Genomic DNA, 15,124 nt, shown 5'->3' with positions numbered 1-15,124 from the left:
CTCCTTACTAAATAAGGAGGTTCTTTCTAGTTTGACATACGAGCTTTTTTACATACAAAAAGGTTGCAGTTAGGGTTATTAAAAAAAGCGCTTCAATGAGCGCATTATACTTAAAATTCAATGAGACCTAAACTAATTTGTAGAGCTTCATCGACTTTTTCCATCATTTCCTCATCAAGATGAGTAATTTTGTCCGTTAGCCTCTGTTTATCTATCGTACGAATTTGTTCTAAAAGAATTACCGAATCTCTTTCAAAACCATATCGCTTCGCATCAATTTCCACATGAGTCGGCAATTTAGCCTTTTGAATCTGAGCTGTAATTGCTGCAATAATGACTGTGGGACTGAACCGATTCCCGATGTCGTTTTGAATGACAAGTACAGGACGGACGCCGCCTTGCTCTGAACCAACAACTGGGGATAGGTCTGCAAAATAAACGTCACCACGTTTGACAATCAAAGGATTACCCTCCGCTTACAAGACGTTCTACTGTATGCTCTGCCTCGTATTCTGCGAGAAAGCTTTCTGATGCAATGGATAAATTTAATTTAGCCATTTCCATATATCCTCGTCTCATCGATTCGCGGATATGTCTCTTTTTCCGTTCGCGAAGATACATTTTCGTTGCTTGATAAATAAATTCACTACGATTAACATTTTCCTGCTTAACGAAGCCGTCCAATTCAGTTAACAAATGCTTTGGTAATTTTATCATGATCTCTGTCGTTGTGCTAGATTCAGACACAAACATACACCTCCACCATCACTACACACCATTTTTAGCTCTGCTTTTTTTAATCATACCACTAATAAGTGTTTCTGCAAAGTCCATTCAGCAATTCTACTGTATTATCCGCCAAAAATTATCCCTTTTATGCATGAAAGAATAGAAAAACGAAAATTATTCACAAAAATAATAGCTGTTCTTCCATATTTTTCATATAAATAGATCTTCAAATGGTATCTGTGACCATAATTAATGTATTCAGTCATTTCCTTATCCATTACTTTTATTTGATCTTGAGTTTAAAATATTCATTTGGCAGCAAGATTCCGAAACCACCATTGCTTTGTCTTCCTCTAGATTAAGAAATTTACTGTTTCTGTGACATTTCCATTTTGTTTAAAAATCCGCGGGACTCTTGTAGAAATCATACATGTGACTTCATAATTAATCGTCTCTAGTTTAGCAGCAATTTCATTCACAGAGATTTCAGCATCCCTTTGCTTCCCAATTAACGTTATTTCTGTTCCTGGCTCTAAATAAAACGGCAGCCTTATCATACATTGATCCATGCAAATTCTCCCTACAATCGGCGCTCTTATTCCTTCAGCGAGAACCTCTTGACCTTGCAGTTTACGTAACCATCCGTCTGCATAACCGATTGGTAAAGTCCCTATCCATTCCTCTTCTTTTGCCTCATAAGTCGCTCCATAGCTTACTTTATCGCCCTTGTTTAATTTTTTCACTTGGACTAATTTTGTCCGCAAGGAAAAGGCTTCTTGTAATGGATAAGGTAAATCTTGTTCAATTTCAAGAGAAGGTGTTAATCCATACATCGAAATACCGAAACGCACAGCATTATATTGTAAATCAGGATGCAAAAGACTCGCAGCACTATTACTACAATGTATAATTGCAGGCAGTTTTGTAAAAGAAGAGAGCAATTCCTTAAAGCGTTGAATTTGGCTCTCAAAGTAGGAAGAGTTTTTTTCATCCGCTGTCGCAAAATGAGTAAAAATGCCCTCGACTACAATATTTGGGTGTTTTACCAGCAATTCTTCTACGGATTGAATTTCCAACTCGTTTCTAAACCCAATTCTCCCCATACCTGTATCTAACTTTAAATGAATCGTTAATGAAGCATCCTTATTTAAAAATTGGACAGCTTCTTCTAACCATTCTTTATAATAAACAGTTAAAGTTATTTTATATTTTATCGCTGTCATGACATCTCTCGGTCTACTTGCACCAAGTACAAGAATCGGTGCTGTTATTCCTTGCTTTCTTAAACTGATTGCTTCGTCTAAAAATGCTACAGCCAAGTAATTCGCACCAGACCGTAAAGCAGTTCTGGCAATTTGCAGAGCTCCATGCCCATATCCATTTGCCTTTACTACTGCTATTAACTTATTTTCTGGATGTAATTTTTTTCTTAATTCACCAACATTATATGCAATAGCATCAAGATCAATTTCCACCCATGTATCTCGATAAAAGGTATCTTCTTGATTCAAAATCCACACACGTCCTTTTTAATTAACAAACTTGTTCCTTAAATTATTCTACTGATTGATCCACTTGTCAATTCTATCCTTATAAGTTTAGCAGAAGAAGTAATTATTCCACATAAAAAAACAGCCCCCTGTAGAAGGCTGCCTGAGTAGTACTTATTTTATTGCCTCTCCTTGTACGGAGCGCGCAACAGTAACTAATTCATCACGAGTTAAGTCACTTGATGCAATCGTATAATCGACGCCTTCAAACGTCCATGATACTTTAGAATCTGTAACTTCTCCAATGGTAAATCCTAAATCCACTGGATCGCCCTTACTAACAATTGGTCCTGCTGTAGCTGGTGCTACTACTGCTTTTTCTTGAATAATCGTATAAGATTTTTCTCCATCATATGTGAGGATTACACGATTCCCGTTTTCAGAAGCCATTTTTTTCTCTTCTACCAAGCTAACTCCTTCTAATGGTTCTTCAGGATATTTCACAGTAAAGTCTTTGTCTTCAATTTCTCCCATAACCGGGATTACCATCTTAGCCGCAGTCATGCTCTTTTGTAAATCAAAGTCCTTTTTATCAAAGGAAACATCAAACTTCACATTAGAAAACTTCACCGTAACCAATGCTACTCCCTCTACATCCTTTACTTTTACACTGACAGGAGAAAGATCCTTCTTACTGAAGGCAATCTCTTGAGTTGGAAGCATTTTATTATTCTGATAGCGTGTTTTTGTTTCAAAAACATAATGCTTATCTGTAGCAGAAAATTTCACCTCTTTATCTTCTTCAATATCCTTCACTAAAGACTCATAGAGATAAGCTTGACTACTATTTTCCGGCCACTCACTTTGAAACTTAAAGGATTTGTTTAAAGCTGGCGTTAATACATAGACGCCTTCTTCATTTTTCAAAATCATCTGGCTCTGATTTTTTGCTGAATTCTTTAAATTCACTCGATAAAAACTTGGGTCCTTATGCCACACTTCCACTTCATAAGTCTGTGGTTCTGTTCCCATCTTGAGAGTCATTTCGGCGTCTGCTTTATACCCCTTTGTCTCGACCTTTTCTTTTAAATCAGTCAGAACATCTTCTTTCGATTTTGTTCCGCAGGCAGTTAACAAAAGCATGACCGTTAGCCCTACAAATAGCAACCAAATCTTCTTGTTCATTTTTTCAACTCCCCTATTCTCATTTCACGTCGAAAGAGAGAAAAATAAGCAAACAGCATTTCTAATAGAAACTCCTCTTCCTTCTCTCTTGGAATTGCCTATTAGAAACCGCGAAACCATACTTGTCTCTCCTATTTCTCTATGAATATATGAGACAACCTTCGGGAATATGCTACTTGAAATCATAAGTCTTTTTGTTGATATTTCTTCTGTTTATTTCTCTTTGCCTAAACCAAAAACAGACCCGCTTCAAAAAGCCTGCCATTCCCCCTCCCAAACAAAAGAATAAGAAAAACGATGAAAACCCTCTCGCTCTCCTTATTCCTCAATAATAACTTGGGCAAAGGCATAGTGTTTGCTATGAGTTATAGATAAATGGACTCCTTTTGAAAATGGCTTTACAATACACGGCTTCCCTTTTTCCTCATATCCTATTTCAATATCCAAAAAGCTTAAGTTCGCTCCAATCCCTGTGCCTAGCGCTTTTGAAAATGCTTCTTTTGCTGCAAATCGTCCTGCTAAAAACTCACATTTACGATGCCCAGATAGCTGCTGAAATTTTTCCATTTCCGTATCTGTCAGAATGCGCTTCACAAACTTCGGCTTACTTTGGAGTAAAGATTCGATTCTGTCTATTTCTGTTATATCAATTCCCGTGCCTTTAATCATAAGACAACTCCTTCTATTCTATTCATAGTGAGCATAATATATTGTATCTTTCCCTATTCTTTGGCTATTATGGTAGAAAGAAGCTTTATTTAGGAGGTATTAAATACTGTTGTTTACCAGAAGAGAAAGCTTTAAAGAGTATATTATGTATTATCCTGTCGTTTCCATGATCTTACTTATTCATCTAATTCTCTATTTATTAACCAATCTTCCTATTTTTCCAAATAAATATTTATTAGAAACTATGATGGGTGTTAACCTTTATATAGTAGAAGGAGAATGGTGGCGATTAATCACTCCTATTTTCATCCATGGAGGTTTTGCCCATCTTCTATTTAACAGTTTCAGCATTTTCTTATTCGGACCCGGACTCGAAAGAATACTTGGCAAATTTAAGTTTCTCCTTATCTACTTAGTCACTGGTATCGCAGCAAATATTATCACTCTTCTTATCGAACCACTTACTTATGTCCACTTAGGTTCTAGTGGAGCAATATTTGGTCTATTCGGCTATTATATTAGTCTAGTTGTATTTCGAAAAGACATTATTTCTCAAGGGAACGCCCAAATTATTACGACCATTGCTGTTCTTAGCTTAATCATGACCTTTTTACAGCCAAATATAAATATTGTTGCCCATATTTTTGGATTTCTAACAGGGGTCATCGTCGGAAGTTTATCGGAATCAAAGGGAAAGAAGATACTTACCAGTTATAAAGAAGAATGGTATTATTTACAACAACAGCTCCGCCGCACAAAAAAGCCCGAAGCAAAATCTATTATCATTTGGATTATCATCTTCGGTCTTGCCATTATAGGATTTGTTAGTCAATAATAACCATTATATATATTGCTTTGTCCCAGTCTCTTTCAAAACAAGATGAGACATAAATAATTTGACCAAATATAACTCCGAACAAGTATACATATATCTTATAAATTCGTATACTTGTTTTGGAGTTTTTATTTCAATTTAAGAAAGAATGTGTGTAGTCATCACCCGCAGACTGAATACACTCCGCTTTCCATGGGGGCGAGCCGCTTCGTCTCATATGATCCTGCAGGGTCTCGGACTTTCTCGCAGCTCCCATAGGAGTGTACGTGTATTCAGTTTGCTCCGTTTTATTTTCTTTTGAAAAAAATGATAGACCGAATTGATTTGACTACTAAATTAGAGCTTGTTGGGCTATTTAGCTTTATCCGACACTCACTTAACTTAGCGAATACCATTCATATACCTTTTCTACATCTTCTTTGGTCAGGTCTGTAACTACCCCAGTGGCTCCTCCAGCACCAGAAAGAACAACACCCTGTACAGAAGCAAGCTCCCCTTTTCGCTGCCACCATCCCTCTGTGTAATAAAGGGCTTGAATTCGATTTCGTCTCATCAGGAAAGTCGTTTTATTAAATTGGCGGAAGGATAATGTTAACTGCTTACCTGAAATACGATATCCAGCTGAACGATAATTCCAGTAGCCCCATAATGGTAAAACTAGTAATAACAACAACGATAACGCTCCCCATTCATGAAAAAAGTAAATCATAGCGATAATAACAGGTAATGCTATCCAACTATTTTTAATAATATATCTCCAAATTGATCGTTTTGGCGGCGAATGCAGCTCCTCATTCCATTCATACTCAGGTACCATTTCTTTTAATAAAAGTGGTAATTCCTTTTTCTTTAATAACGGAACGGCAACTACATCAGAAGCTTCTATATCATCAAAAGATCCACCAGCGCTAATAACAGATACACTAACTAATTGAAACGGCTGTCTAAGCATCGCTTCTGTTATTTTAATTGCTTGAATCCGTTTCAGCGGAATAGTAATCTGCTTTTTTTCAATTAGGCCACGTGTAATAATCAAATCATCTTTCGTCTTCGATAATGTAAAATTCGCATATTTTAATATAGTAATGAACCAAGATAAAACCCATAACAATACAAATAAAACAAAAACAACGATAGAAACTAACGCTACACCGCTTGTAATGACTTGTTGAACATGTTTGTAGATTTCCTTATACGGAATTAAATCATCGAATTGTGAAATAAAAGCAAATATTGCCGAGATAATCACACCTACGCCGCCCGAAGTTGACGCCAAAACGACTAATTTTTTAGATGAAATCCGGTAGATTTCTTGTTGAGCAGGTTCTACCTCTTCTATTATTTCGTCCGTTTCAATCTGCTCATTCTTTTTTTGAATAATATATCTTTTTAATTCTTGAGCAACCTTTTTAGAAATAGCGGTAAGTTCGCCTTCAGCTTCAGCACCACCTGCTGTTTCAATTTTTACTTTTACTAAACTAAATGGACGATGAAAAATTCCCTCTGTAAAATCGATACTTTGAATTCGTTCAAAGGGTATGTAGCGTTTCTTTTTTATAAATACACCATACTCGATTCGTAATTCATTTCCCATTACATAAAAGGTGAAAAAGTTCCATGACAAAAATCCGCTAATGAGAATAATCAAAAGTAAGAATGACGCTCCTAGAATTGTATATAATCCCCACTCGGTAGGCTTACCTCCAAGTACAATAATTCCAATAAACGGAAAAATAAACTCTCTTAACCGCTTCAAAATAACGTAAATGATGGAAACAGGATGAAGTCTGTTTTGCTTAAACATCTTCTTCTGCCACCTTTGCTTTGCTAGAAATATACTGTCTAATCTCTTCTGCTTCATCCACTTGAAGTACAGGGATTTCGTGTACGGTTACTGCTGTAGAAATCGACACTGTGGCAAGCTCGTACTTTCTTAATAGAGGTCCTTGCTTCATGTCTACATGCTGCACTCTAATCATTGGAATGAGCGTTCGCTTTATTACAATAACCCCTTGCTGTATTTCAATTTCATCTCCTCTTACTTCATATCTCCATCTTTTCCACTTTAAAGGCGGCAGGATGCCAATTGTGAGAGCCATATGAAAAAGAAGATAAATTATCGTTCCTATACTTATAAGTATGTGCCAATCAAAAAGAATAGCAAACGTAATTACCCCAGCACCAATAACCATCATAATGAGCGAAGATATAACTCCTGTTAAGCGCCAAACAGTGATCCCCTTTTTCGATAACCTATTTTGAGGTATTGTTATCAATTACACTCCTCCTATTTTCTGAATTTTGTCTGTATCTCTTAACTATATACGAAAATACGATAAGGTGGTTTCATATTTTTCTGTCTCTCTATCACTATCCCCGAAATAAAAAACCTCCACGACATTCATGGAGGTTTTTAACACAAAGCTTAACGGTAAGACTTTGATTTATTGTAGCTATTGCCTGATTGACCTTGACGTTTATTGCTGCCATAGCCTTGGCGTTGACGTGGATTATAGTTTTTGCGTCCACCACGGTCATTATTTTTATCATATGGTCTGCGGTCACGTTTCATTGGCAATGGCTTTTCTTCTGTTAATTTAACAGGAGTTGTATCTGGTTCTTTTGTAAGCATCTTTAGAACTGCAGCTACAACAGTAGAAGCATCTTTTTGTTCCAATAAGTCATCCGCAGCATTTCGATAAGAATCTAAATTATTTTCCTCTATAATTTGTGATATTTTTTCCATAACAGCTTTTTGCTGACCTTCTATTGCTTGGTCGACTGTTGGAGGAATCATCTTTTCCATTTTTCGCTTCGTTGTTTTTTCCACAACCTGCAGATAAGATCTTTCACGATACGTAATAAACGTAATAGCTACCCCTTCTTTTCCTGCACGGCCAGTACGTCCGATACGATGTACATAGCTTTCTGGATCTTGAGGAATATCAAAGTTATAAACATGTGTTACACCGGAAATATCAAGTCCACGTGCAGCTACATCTGTTGCCACTAGTACATCAATCGTTCCCTCTTTAAACTTACGAAGAACAGACATACGTTTCGCTTGGCTTAAATCTCCATGAATGCCTTCTGCTGTATAACCACGTAGATTTAATGCTTCAGACAGCTCATCAACACGACGTTTCGTGCGACCGAATATAATAGCTAGCTCTGGAGATTGAATATCCAGCAATCTTGTTAAAATATCAAATTTCGTTTTCTCTTGTGTTTCGATATAATACTGTTCAATCAACGGCACAGTCATTTCTTTTGCTTTCACTTTAACTACTTCTGGATCTTTCATAAAGCGCTCTGCCATTTTTCTAATCGGTCCAGGCATTGTAGCAGAGAATAGTAATGTTTGTCTTTCTGTTGGAATTTTTGAAAGGATTGCTTCAATATCATCAATGAATCCCATGTTTAGCATTTCATCAGCTTCGTCTAATATAACTGTTTGAACATTATCTAATCGAAGTGTTTTACGATTAATATGATCTAATATACGTCCAGGCGTCCCAACAATAATATGCGGGTTTTTCTTCAATGCACGAATTTGGCGATTTATATCCTGTCCGCCGAAAATAGATAATACTCTTGTACGCTTTCCATAACCAATTTTGTATAATTCTTCTGAAACCTGAATAGCTAGCTCTCTTGTCGGAGCAATAATAATCCCTTGAATTACTTCATTCGCTACGTCAATTTTATCAACTAAAGGCACTCCAAAAGCAGCTGTTTTCCCTGTTCCTGTTTGTGCTTGACCAATTAAGTCTTTATTTTGAAGGCTCAATGGAATCGTTTCTGCCTGAATAGGCGTCGCTTCCTCAAACCCCATTCTTTTTAATGCTTTCATTGTAGCAGGACTAATACCTAAATCTTGAAACTTTACCAATATATCCAATCTCCTTCTAGTCATTAAAAAATATCCATAAACAGATGGAATAAATCCATCATGCCAACCATTTGTATGTACCTCATTTTTCTAAATGAAACATATTAAAATGGCATATCGTATTCATCACATTATGCCTTCCCCATACAATTAAAAAGATAATGATGCTCGTTATATATAAATGATGAAAGTTATTGTTGGTTTCAATAGCCTTACAACCTTTATCAGGAGAATGATGAGGGTATATGCAAAATATTTAAGTCTTATTAGTTATGAGATACTATTTAACTTAGTTATAAATAGGAGGAAATTTCAAATGACTTCTATTTATTTTTATAATAGCTCTGTTACCACTTAATGATTAGTCTGTTTCTCCAAAATGAGAATCTTCAAAATTCACGCTCGAAAAAACATGATTTTTTCACGGAGCTTAAAACCAAATCAGCTAATCTAGAAAAGTTAGCCAAATACAAAGAACAATGGTTATTCCCTTCCTAAACAAAAGAATTCATTTTCTCGGAATTCTTCTTCCATTCATTTCTCTCTATTTGACTAATTTATCGTTTACAAAGAGGTTTTTTTCTCTAACATTATGCCCAAAATGTTAAGTTTGTCACCCTACTTTTTAAAATAATATTATCATTAAGATATACGCTTTGCAATAAATTGGGCAGCTGAAAATCTAGGTTTTATACGTGTTTTTACCATTTTTACCATGTAAACGCTTTATGCGGAATAAAGAGCCCCTTACGTTCTTTTATAGCCGTTTTGACACAAAGTGATCTTTTAAGTACAGACCAAAATTGGCCGAACCTCCCTTCCTTTACTCTTTCCAATCAACCTTAAATCTATACGATTATATAAGGTTACTTTTAACTTATGAGGGCGCCTTGAGGAATGTTATTATTTCTTGAAATAATGCTTCTCTTTTCTCACAATGACAAATTAAGTGCTTGGATTCCTGCACGTATAAGATCTTCTTATTTTCTGCACGAATTGTATTATACAAATAGGTTGCACTCTTCAATGGGACAATTCCATCCTTCTCCCCTTGGGCAATCAATGTAGGCACTTGAATGTTAGCTAACAATGGTTTTACATATTGCACAAGCTTCCTAAACTGAATGGCAGCGGCTAAAGGAGTACTTTTAATTTTGTTCATATAGCGGATAAATTGCTCATTCTCTCTAATTTTCCCTCGAAAAAAATCAGCACAAATTATTCTTATATCCTTTTGAAGCTGGATTAAGTTTACATAATAGGCTGCTGCACTTAAGAGAATTAATTTCTTAATCGGATACTTTGCTGCTAAATAGCTTGCTATTAATCCACCCATGGAAAAACCAACAACATATACTGTGTCGTGTCTTTTTAATAAATCCTTTAACGCTTCTTCCGCATATTGGATCCACTCATTATATATAATCCCTTTTAATCTTAATTGATCGCCATGCCCAGGAAGTGTTGGAACCATACACTCCCAATTGGTATAGTTCTGGATATATTCAGCTAGTGGTTCTACCTCCATTGGAGAACCTGTAAATCCATGTATACATAAACACGCTGTCATTTACTCCCCCTCCTTTTAGAGATATTTTACACTATAAGAGTAATTCATTTTTTATATACATTTCTTAACTATCCACTCTAAAAAAAGCCGAACCTACAAGGAAAACGTTTTTCGTTTTTCAAATAGGCTGGCCTCCTTCTATTATTGTATTGCCTTAACGATTTCCTCTAACTTCATTCCTCTAGAAGCTTTGACTAAAATTACTGTTTCTTTATTTAGAAAAGGCAGTAAAGTTTCTATTAATGGCTCTTTTTCTTGGAAAGAAAAAACATGATCTTCAGGAAGAACTGTTTTTGCACCTTCTGCAATGAAATTACCCAGCTTTCCATATGTTAAAACGTAATCGACTCCTTCTAAATGCTCTCCCATCTCATAATGAAAAGCTTCTTCTTGGTCTCCTAACTCTAGCATATCTCCAAGAACTGCGATTTTTTGCTTATAACCTGGCAGCTTCTTTAACACATCAATAGCTGCAAGCATAGAAGTAGGACTGGCATTGTATGCATCATTAATAACTTTCACACCTAACTGCCCTTCGACTAACTCCATGCGCATATTTGTCAGTTTTAGCGATTGAAGACCTTTATTCATCTCTTCATAAGGAATTTCAAAATACTCTGCCACTAGCATTGCTGCCAACGCATTTAAAATATTATGATTTCCTAAAACAGGCAATTCAAATGGTTCTGCCGCTTTATTAATTTGAAAAACACTGCCATTTTCAAGTGCCTTTATTTCATATGGGTATAAATCATTGGCAGGATCCATTCCAAAGGTTTTCATATCCAGGTTCCTGTCTTTAACACGGGTTGAAAGAAGAGGTTCATCTCCAAAGTAAACAAATCGTCCTTTCTCCTTCAATCCATTTAAGATTTCTAACTTCGCCTCTGCAATCCCTTCTCTTGATCCGAGATCTTGCATATGAGACTCCCCGATATTCGTAATTACAGCAATATCTGGTTCTGCTAACCGGCTCAAAAAGTCGATTTCTCCACGACTGCTCATGCCCATTTCGAGCACAGCAATATCTGTATCCTCCTCTAAACCAAGTACAGTTAAAGGCAGACCAAGATGATTATTATAATTGCCTTCTGTTTTTTGCACTTTATATTTTAAAGAAAGAAGACTTGTTGTCATATCCTTCGTAGATGTTTTTCCGTTACTTCCTGTTATTCCCACAATTTTAACCTTCAATTGCTGTAAATAGCTTTTAGCAAGCGTTTGAATCGCTGTTAACGAATCGTCCACAAAGATAAGAGGGAGATTCTCAGGCGGATTCGGGACATCCTTTTGCCAAAATGCCGCAGCAGCGCCTTGTTTAATTGCATCTGCGACATATTCATGCCCATCCGTCCTTTCTCCTTTAAAAGGGATGAATAATTGTCCTGCTTCTATTTTTCTCGAATCAATCGTTACCCCGCTAATAAGCACCTCATTATATTGCTCAAAAAAACGAGTACTGCTTGACATTGAAGCAATTTCTGCATATGTACGCTTAATCAAAATAAAACCTCCTTTAAAAATGAGCGGAGACTACTGCCCTTCTCTACTAAAAAACTTTCATTGGATGGAACAAAAGAAGAGGCATTTTTCTCACCTCTCCTTTTATGTTCTTCTTTTTAAATCGTATATTTAATACTTTGCTTTTCAGTGTGTCTTTCCACAGCTAGATCCACTAATTTATTGATCAGTGCATCATATTCTAAACCTGTGTGTTTCCATAATAACGGGAACATACTGAATGGTGTAAATCCAGGCATTGTATTCACTTCGTTAATATAAACTTTTCCTTCTTTTGTCAGAAAGAAATCTGCACGGACTAGGCCAGAACAATCAAGTGCTTTAAATGCTTTAATAGCATCTTCTTTAATCGCTGCATACTCCATATCTGTCACGTCTGCAGGAATAATTAAAGCTGTATCTCCATCTTCATATTTTGCTTTATAATCATAGAAATCTTTTTTCGGAACAATCTCACCAGCTACAGAAACTTCAGGATGGTCGTTTCCTAGTACCCCTACTTCAATTTCTCTTGCTGTTAAGCCTTCTTCTACAATAATCTTGCGGTCAAATTGGAATGCTTCAATAAAGGCTGTTTCTAGCTCTTCTCTTGTTGTACATTTACTTATCCCTACACTTGAACCAAGATTAGCAGGCTTAACAAAACAAGGGAAACCTAATTCTTTTTCTACACGTTCATAGGCTGCATCCTTATCACTTTGCCAGTCACTGCGGATAAAAGAATTGTATTTCACTTGATTTAATCCAGCTACTTCAAAGATGTTTTTCATAATTACTTTATCCATTCCAGCTGAAGAGGCTAGCACACCATTCCCAACATAAGGAAGGTTAAGAAGTTCTAACAATCCTTGTACTGTTCCATCTTCTCCATTTGGTCCATGAAGCAGTGGAAAAATAACATCTAAGGAAGCTTCGTCATTCGCTTGAAAGAGTGTAGTAGAAAGGGCATTCGAGCCGATTTGCTCCTGTGTGTTAAACGCAAGCTCTTTTACATTTTCAACTGGTCCCATTAATTGAGGACCACGAACCCATTCACCGCTCTCTGATATGTAAATTGGGTGAATATCATATTTATCTGTATCTAGTGCTTTAATTACAGCCATTGCTGTTTGCATGCTAACTTTATGTTCAGCTGATTTACCGCCATATAATAATCCCAGTTTCTTTTTCATTATGAGTATACCTCCATTTAATCAATGCACTTGTTTATTCTACCACTAGAATCATACCTTTAAAAATAAAACATGTGAGTCAAATAATAATTTAATCGAAAACACATATTCCTGTAATAGTGCCTATTAATCCTTTTCCATTTTAACTCTTAATACAATATGAAAAAAGGGAAAAATGGAAGCTTATTTATTTAAATATCTCCTAAAGAAAGAAAAAACCACTTTGTGCTTTTCTCTTATCTCGAAGTAACTTGCACTTCTTGAAAAAAGCCCCTCGTTAGTCTTTTTATTTCTGCCTCTACTTCCTTTTCATATTCAACAATAAAGCACGTAGCTGGACCAGCGGATTTTAAAAGATCTACAGAACACTGCACTTCTTCCTCTTGAATCAAATCGCCCTTTAGCTGCCCCAATTCATAAAGAATCCCCTTTGACCCAACAGGCTGAATTCGACATCTATCTACTTTCGCCACTCGGAAAAATACTGCTAAAGGCACTACATTTTCTTCTTGTCGAATCACTTCTTCTCCAACAAGAGGACTGCCTATTACAGCCATTTTTCCATTGATAATAGTGGCATTCTGTGAATCTGCAGTTCTTTTTCCAAGGACTGTGAGTCCTATTGCTGATTCACGGAGAGAAAAATTGCTTTCTGTGCTTCCTGTTATTCCAATTTCCCTCTCTAATCCAAGCTCCTCTATTCCTTTATATATACCTGCCAAAAGGGAAGCCCAAGCATCGTCTCCACAAAAATTCTGCAGGATTACCGAGAACGGTACTCCCCCCGCTGCCATACATTCCATAACCGCTACACGAAAGGAAAAATAGGAAACAATATCATAAGGGACGGAAAGTTGATCGGCTTCTTTCTGCCCAATTCCTCCACTATTATCCGCACTAATAATCAGCTCTTCTTTCTGATTCCACGGTACGACTTGTACATCTCTCACTGCTTGACCACTCTCCACTCTTTAAGAAAAACTGTAAGCCTTGGCATTAACAACTGGGCAATAATGCCGTTCAATACAGCTCCTATCAGCAGTACTGGAACCATCGAAATGTAAAAGCCCTTTCCCATTAGATATAAAAAAGGAAGTGGAAGTATTACACCATTTCCTAACACAAAGAACAATATGGAGATTATGCTATTTCCAGTTTGATAGATTTTTGAAAAAGTAAAAACAAGCAGAAACATTTCTACTGCGATAAAGAGATGAAGCATGCCTAGTGGCAGCCCGCCTAAATATGCAGAAACAAGGTGACCGAGGGCTGCAACTATTCCTCCAGCTAGCCCGCCTAAAAGTTCTCCAGCAATAAGACTTGGAGAACTATCAAGGGCAACACTTCCAATAAAACTTGGTATTTTTATAAAAGCCCCAATAACTGATATAGCAATAAAAATAGCAAGGACATTAATTTTCTTCGCGTTCATTTCGCTCTCCCTTTTTACTTGTTCGAAATACTTTTGCGCTTCGAATATACTCGATATCTGCCACATTGCTTCGGAAATTTATTACCCTCGCCAGTGCAAAAAAGTAATCAGAAAGTCTATTTAAATATTTTAAGGGCATTTCTGGAATGTCTTCCATTGTCTTCATTAATGTCACGACTAAGCGTTCCGCTCTTCTTGTCACCGTTCGTGCAATATGAACAGTAGCTGCCGCTTCTGTCCCTCCAGGCAGGATAAAGCGCTCCAAATCTGGTGTCTCCTCCATAAAATTATCAATTCTGTCCTCTAAATAAGTGATAGCAGATGCTGTTAACTTTAGTTGTCTTCTCGTCGAAATACTAGCTAAATCCCCGCCACAATCAAATAATTCATGCTGGATTTTCTCTAAATCGTCCTTAATATCAGCAAATTGTTCCCCTGTTAATTGCGCAACAATCAGCCCGACAACAGAATTCAACTCATCGACCGTTCCATAGGCTTCTACTCGAATATCATCCTTTGATACTCTCCCTCCTATAATACTCGTTTCCCCGCTATCACCTGTTTTTGTATAGATACGCATTTTCTCCCCCTCTTTCTGTTATGTCCTTATTTTATGCCTATAGGCAGTT

Annotated in this window: 15 protein-coding genes; 1 reads left to right on the top strand and 14 read right to left on the bottom strand. The window is 36.6% G+C overall.

Going from position 1 to position 15,124, the window contains the following annotated elements; all coding sequences use genetic code 11:
- Positions 1 to 110: 110 nt before the first annotated feature.
- The 5 genes from ndoA to acpS form a co-directional block, all read right to left on the bottom strand.
- Positions 111 to 461: a type II toxin-antitoxin system endoribonuclease NdoA gene (ndoA, locus tag NSS71_RS23880; RefSeq protein WP_016201246.1), complete on the bottom strand. Its 351-nt coding sequence runs from the start codon at positions 459 to 461 to the stop codon at positions 111 to 113.
- Between the two features lie 4 nt (positions 462 to 465).
- On the bottom strand, positions 466 to 747 hold the full coding sequence (locus NSS71_RS23875; RefSeq protein WP_047944180.1) for a CopG family ribbon-helix-helix protein: 282 nt from the start codon (positions 745 to 747) through the stop codon (positions 466 to 468).
- Between the two features lie 335 nt (positions 748 to 1,082).
- Positions 1,083 to 2,240: an alanine racemase gene (gene alr, locus NSS71_RS23870; RefSeq protein ID WP_047944181.1), complete on the bottom strand. Its 1,158-nt coding sequence runs from the start codon at positions 2,238 to 2,240 to the stop codon at positions 1,083 to 1,085.
- Between the two features lie 153 nt (positions 2,241 to 2,393).
- Entirely contained in the window at positions 2,394 to 3,404 is a 1,011-nt protein-coding gene (locus NSS71_RS23865; RefSeq protein ID WP_047944182.1) for a LolA family protein, read from the bottom strand.
- Between the two features lie 318 nt (positions 3,405 to 3,722).
- Positions 3,723 to 4,073 (bottom strand): holo-ACP synthase, encoded by a 351-nt coding sequence (acpS, locus tag NSS71_RS23860; protein WP_047944183.1) that lies wholly within the window; start codon positions 4,071 to 4,073, stop codon positions 3,723 to 3,725.
- A gap of 109 nt (positions 4,074 to 4,182) precedes the next feature.
- On the opposite strand from acpS, the gene NSS71_RS23855 reads away from it, so the two are divergent.
- Complete coding sequence (locus tag NSS71_RS23855) at positions 4,183 to 4,908, top strand: rhomboid family intramembrane serine protease (RefSeq protein ID WP_341152099.1); 726 nt, start codon at positions 4,183 to 4,185, stop codon at positions 4,906 to 4,908.
- Between the two features lie 376 nt (positions 4,909 to 5,284).
- On the opposite strand, the gene NSS71_RS23850 is transcribed toward NSS71_RS23855, so the two are convergent.
- The 9 genes from NSS71_RS23850 to NSS71_RS23810 form a co-directional block, all read right to left on the bottom strand.
- Complete coding sequence (locus tag NSS71_RS23850) at positions 5,285 to 6,712, bottom strand: PH domain-containing protein (RefSeq protein ID WP_047944185.1); 1,428 nt, start codon at positions 6,710 to 6,712, stop codon at positions 5,285 to 5,287.
- The gene (locus NSS71_RS23845) at positions 6,705 to 7,184 is read right to left on the bottom strand and encodes a PH domain-containing protein (protein ID WP_341152098.1); all 480 of its coding nucleotides are present in this window, start codon (positions 7,182 to 7,184) and stop codon (positions 6,705 to 6,707) included. Before NSS71_RS23845 ends, NSS71_RS23850 begins: the two co-directional genes overlap by 8 nt.
- A 149-nt stretch (positions 7,185 to 7,333) precedes the next feature.
- Positions 7,334 to 8,800: a DEAD/DEAH box helicase gene (locus NSS71_RS23840; RefSeq protein WP_047944187.1), complete on the bottom strand. Its 1,467-nt coding sequence runs from the start codon at positions 8,798 to 8,800 to the stop codon at positions 7,334 to 7,336.
- An 877-nt stretch (positions 8,801 to 9,677) separates the two neighbouring features.
- Positions 9,678 to 10,370 carry an alpha/beta hydrolase gene (locus NSS71_RS23835; RefSeq protein WP_047944188.1) on the bottom strand — a complete coding sequence of 231 codons (693 nt, stop codon included), beginning with the start codon at positions 10,368 to 10,370 and terminating at the stop codon, positions 9,678 to 9,680.
- A 141-nt stretch (positions 10,371 to 10,511) separates the two neighbouring features.
- Positions 10,512 to 11,873 carry a UDP-N-acetylmuramoyl-tripeptide--D-alanyl-D-alanine ligase gene (locus NSS71_RS23830; protein WP_410796096.1) on the bottom strand — a complete coding sequence of 454 codons (1,362 nt, stop codon included), beginning with the start codon at positions 11,871 to 11,873 and terminating at the stop codon, positions 10,512 to 10,514.
- A 116-nt stretch (positions 11,874 to 11,989) separates the two neighbouring features.
- On the bottom strand, positions 11,990 to 13,063 hold the full coding sequence (locus NSS71_RS23825; protein WP_047944189.1) for a D-alanine--D-alanine ligase: 1,074 nt from the start codon (positions 13,061 to 13,063) through the stop codon (positions 11,990 to 11,992).
- Between the two features lie 236 nt (positions 13,064 to 13,299).
- On the bottom strand, positions 13,300 to 14,013 hold the full coding sequence (locus tag NSS71_RS23820) for a hypothetical protein (protein ID WP_047944190.1): 714 nt from the start codon (positions 14,011 to 14,013) through the stop codon (positions 13,300 to 13,302).
- Positions 14,010 to 14,495, bottom strand: coding sequence for an ECF transporter S component (locus NSS71_RS23815; protein WP_341152097.1), 486 nt, complete (start codon positions 14,493 to 14,495; stop codon positions 14,010 to 14,012). The genes NSS71_RS23820 and NSS71_RS23815 overlap by 4 nt, the downstream gene beginning before the upstream one ends.
- The gene (locus tag NSS71_RS23810; RefSeq protein ID WP_341152096.1) at positions 14,476 to 15,075 is read right to left on the bottom strand and encodes a cob(I)yrinic acid a,c-diamide adenosyltransferase; all 600 of its coding nucleotides are present in this window, start codon (positions 15,073 to 15,075) and stop codon (positions 14,476 to 14,478) included. The genes NSS71_RS23815 and NSS71_RS23810 overlap by 20 nt, the downstream gene beginning before the upstream one ends.
- Between the last annotated feature and the right edge of the window lie 49 nt (positions 15,076 to 15,124).

This window comes from Niallia sp. FSL W8-0951, assembly GCF_038006525.1.
In the GTDB taxonomy this organism is placed as follows: Bacteria; Bacillota; Bacilli; order Bacillales; family Cytobacillaceae; genus Niallia; species Niallia circulans.
Note: the sequence above shows the minus strand (reverse complement) of the source record. Positions and strands in the feature narration are given on the sequence as shown.

Coding starts and splice junctions, on each gene's coding strand:
- NSS71_RS23815 (WP_341152097.1), bottom strand. CDS start 14,495: ATGAACGCGAAGAAAATTAATGTCCTTGCTATTTTTATTGCTATATCA.
- NSS71_RS23850 (WP_047944185.1), bottom strand. CDS start 6,712: ATGTTTAAGCAAAACAGACTTCATCCTGTTTCCATCATTTACGTTATT.
- NSS71_RS23835 (WP_047944188.1), bottom strand. CDS start 10,370: ATGACAGCGTGTTTATGTATACATGGATTTACAGGTTCTCCAATGGAG.
- acpS (WP_047944183.1), bottom strand. CDS start 4,073: ATGATTAAAGGCACGGGAATTGATATAACAGAAATAGACAGAATCGAA.
- NSS71_RS23865 (WP_047944182.1), bottom strand. CDS start 3,404: ATGAACAAGAAGATTTGGTTGCTATTTGTAGGGCTAACGGTCATGCTT.
- NSS71_RS23825 (WP_047944189.1), bottom strand. CDS start 13,063: ATGAAAAAGAAACTGGGATTATTATATGGCGGTAAATCAGCTGAACAT.
- NSS71_RS23810 (WP_341152096.1), bottom strand. CDS start 15,075: ATGCGTATCTATACAAAAACAGGTGATAGCGGGGAAACGAGTATTATA.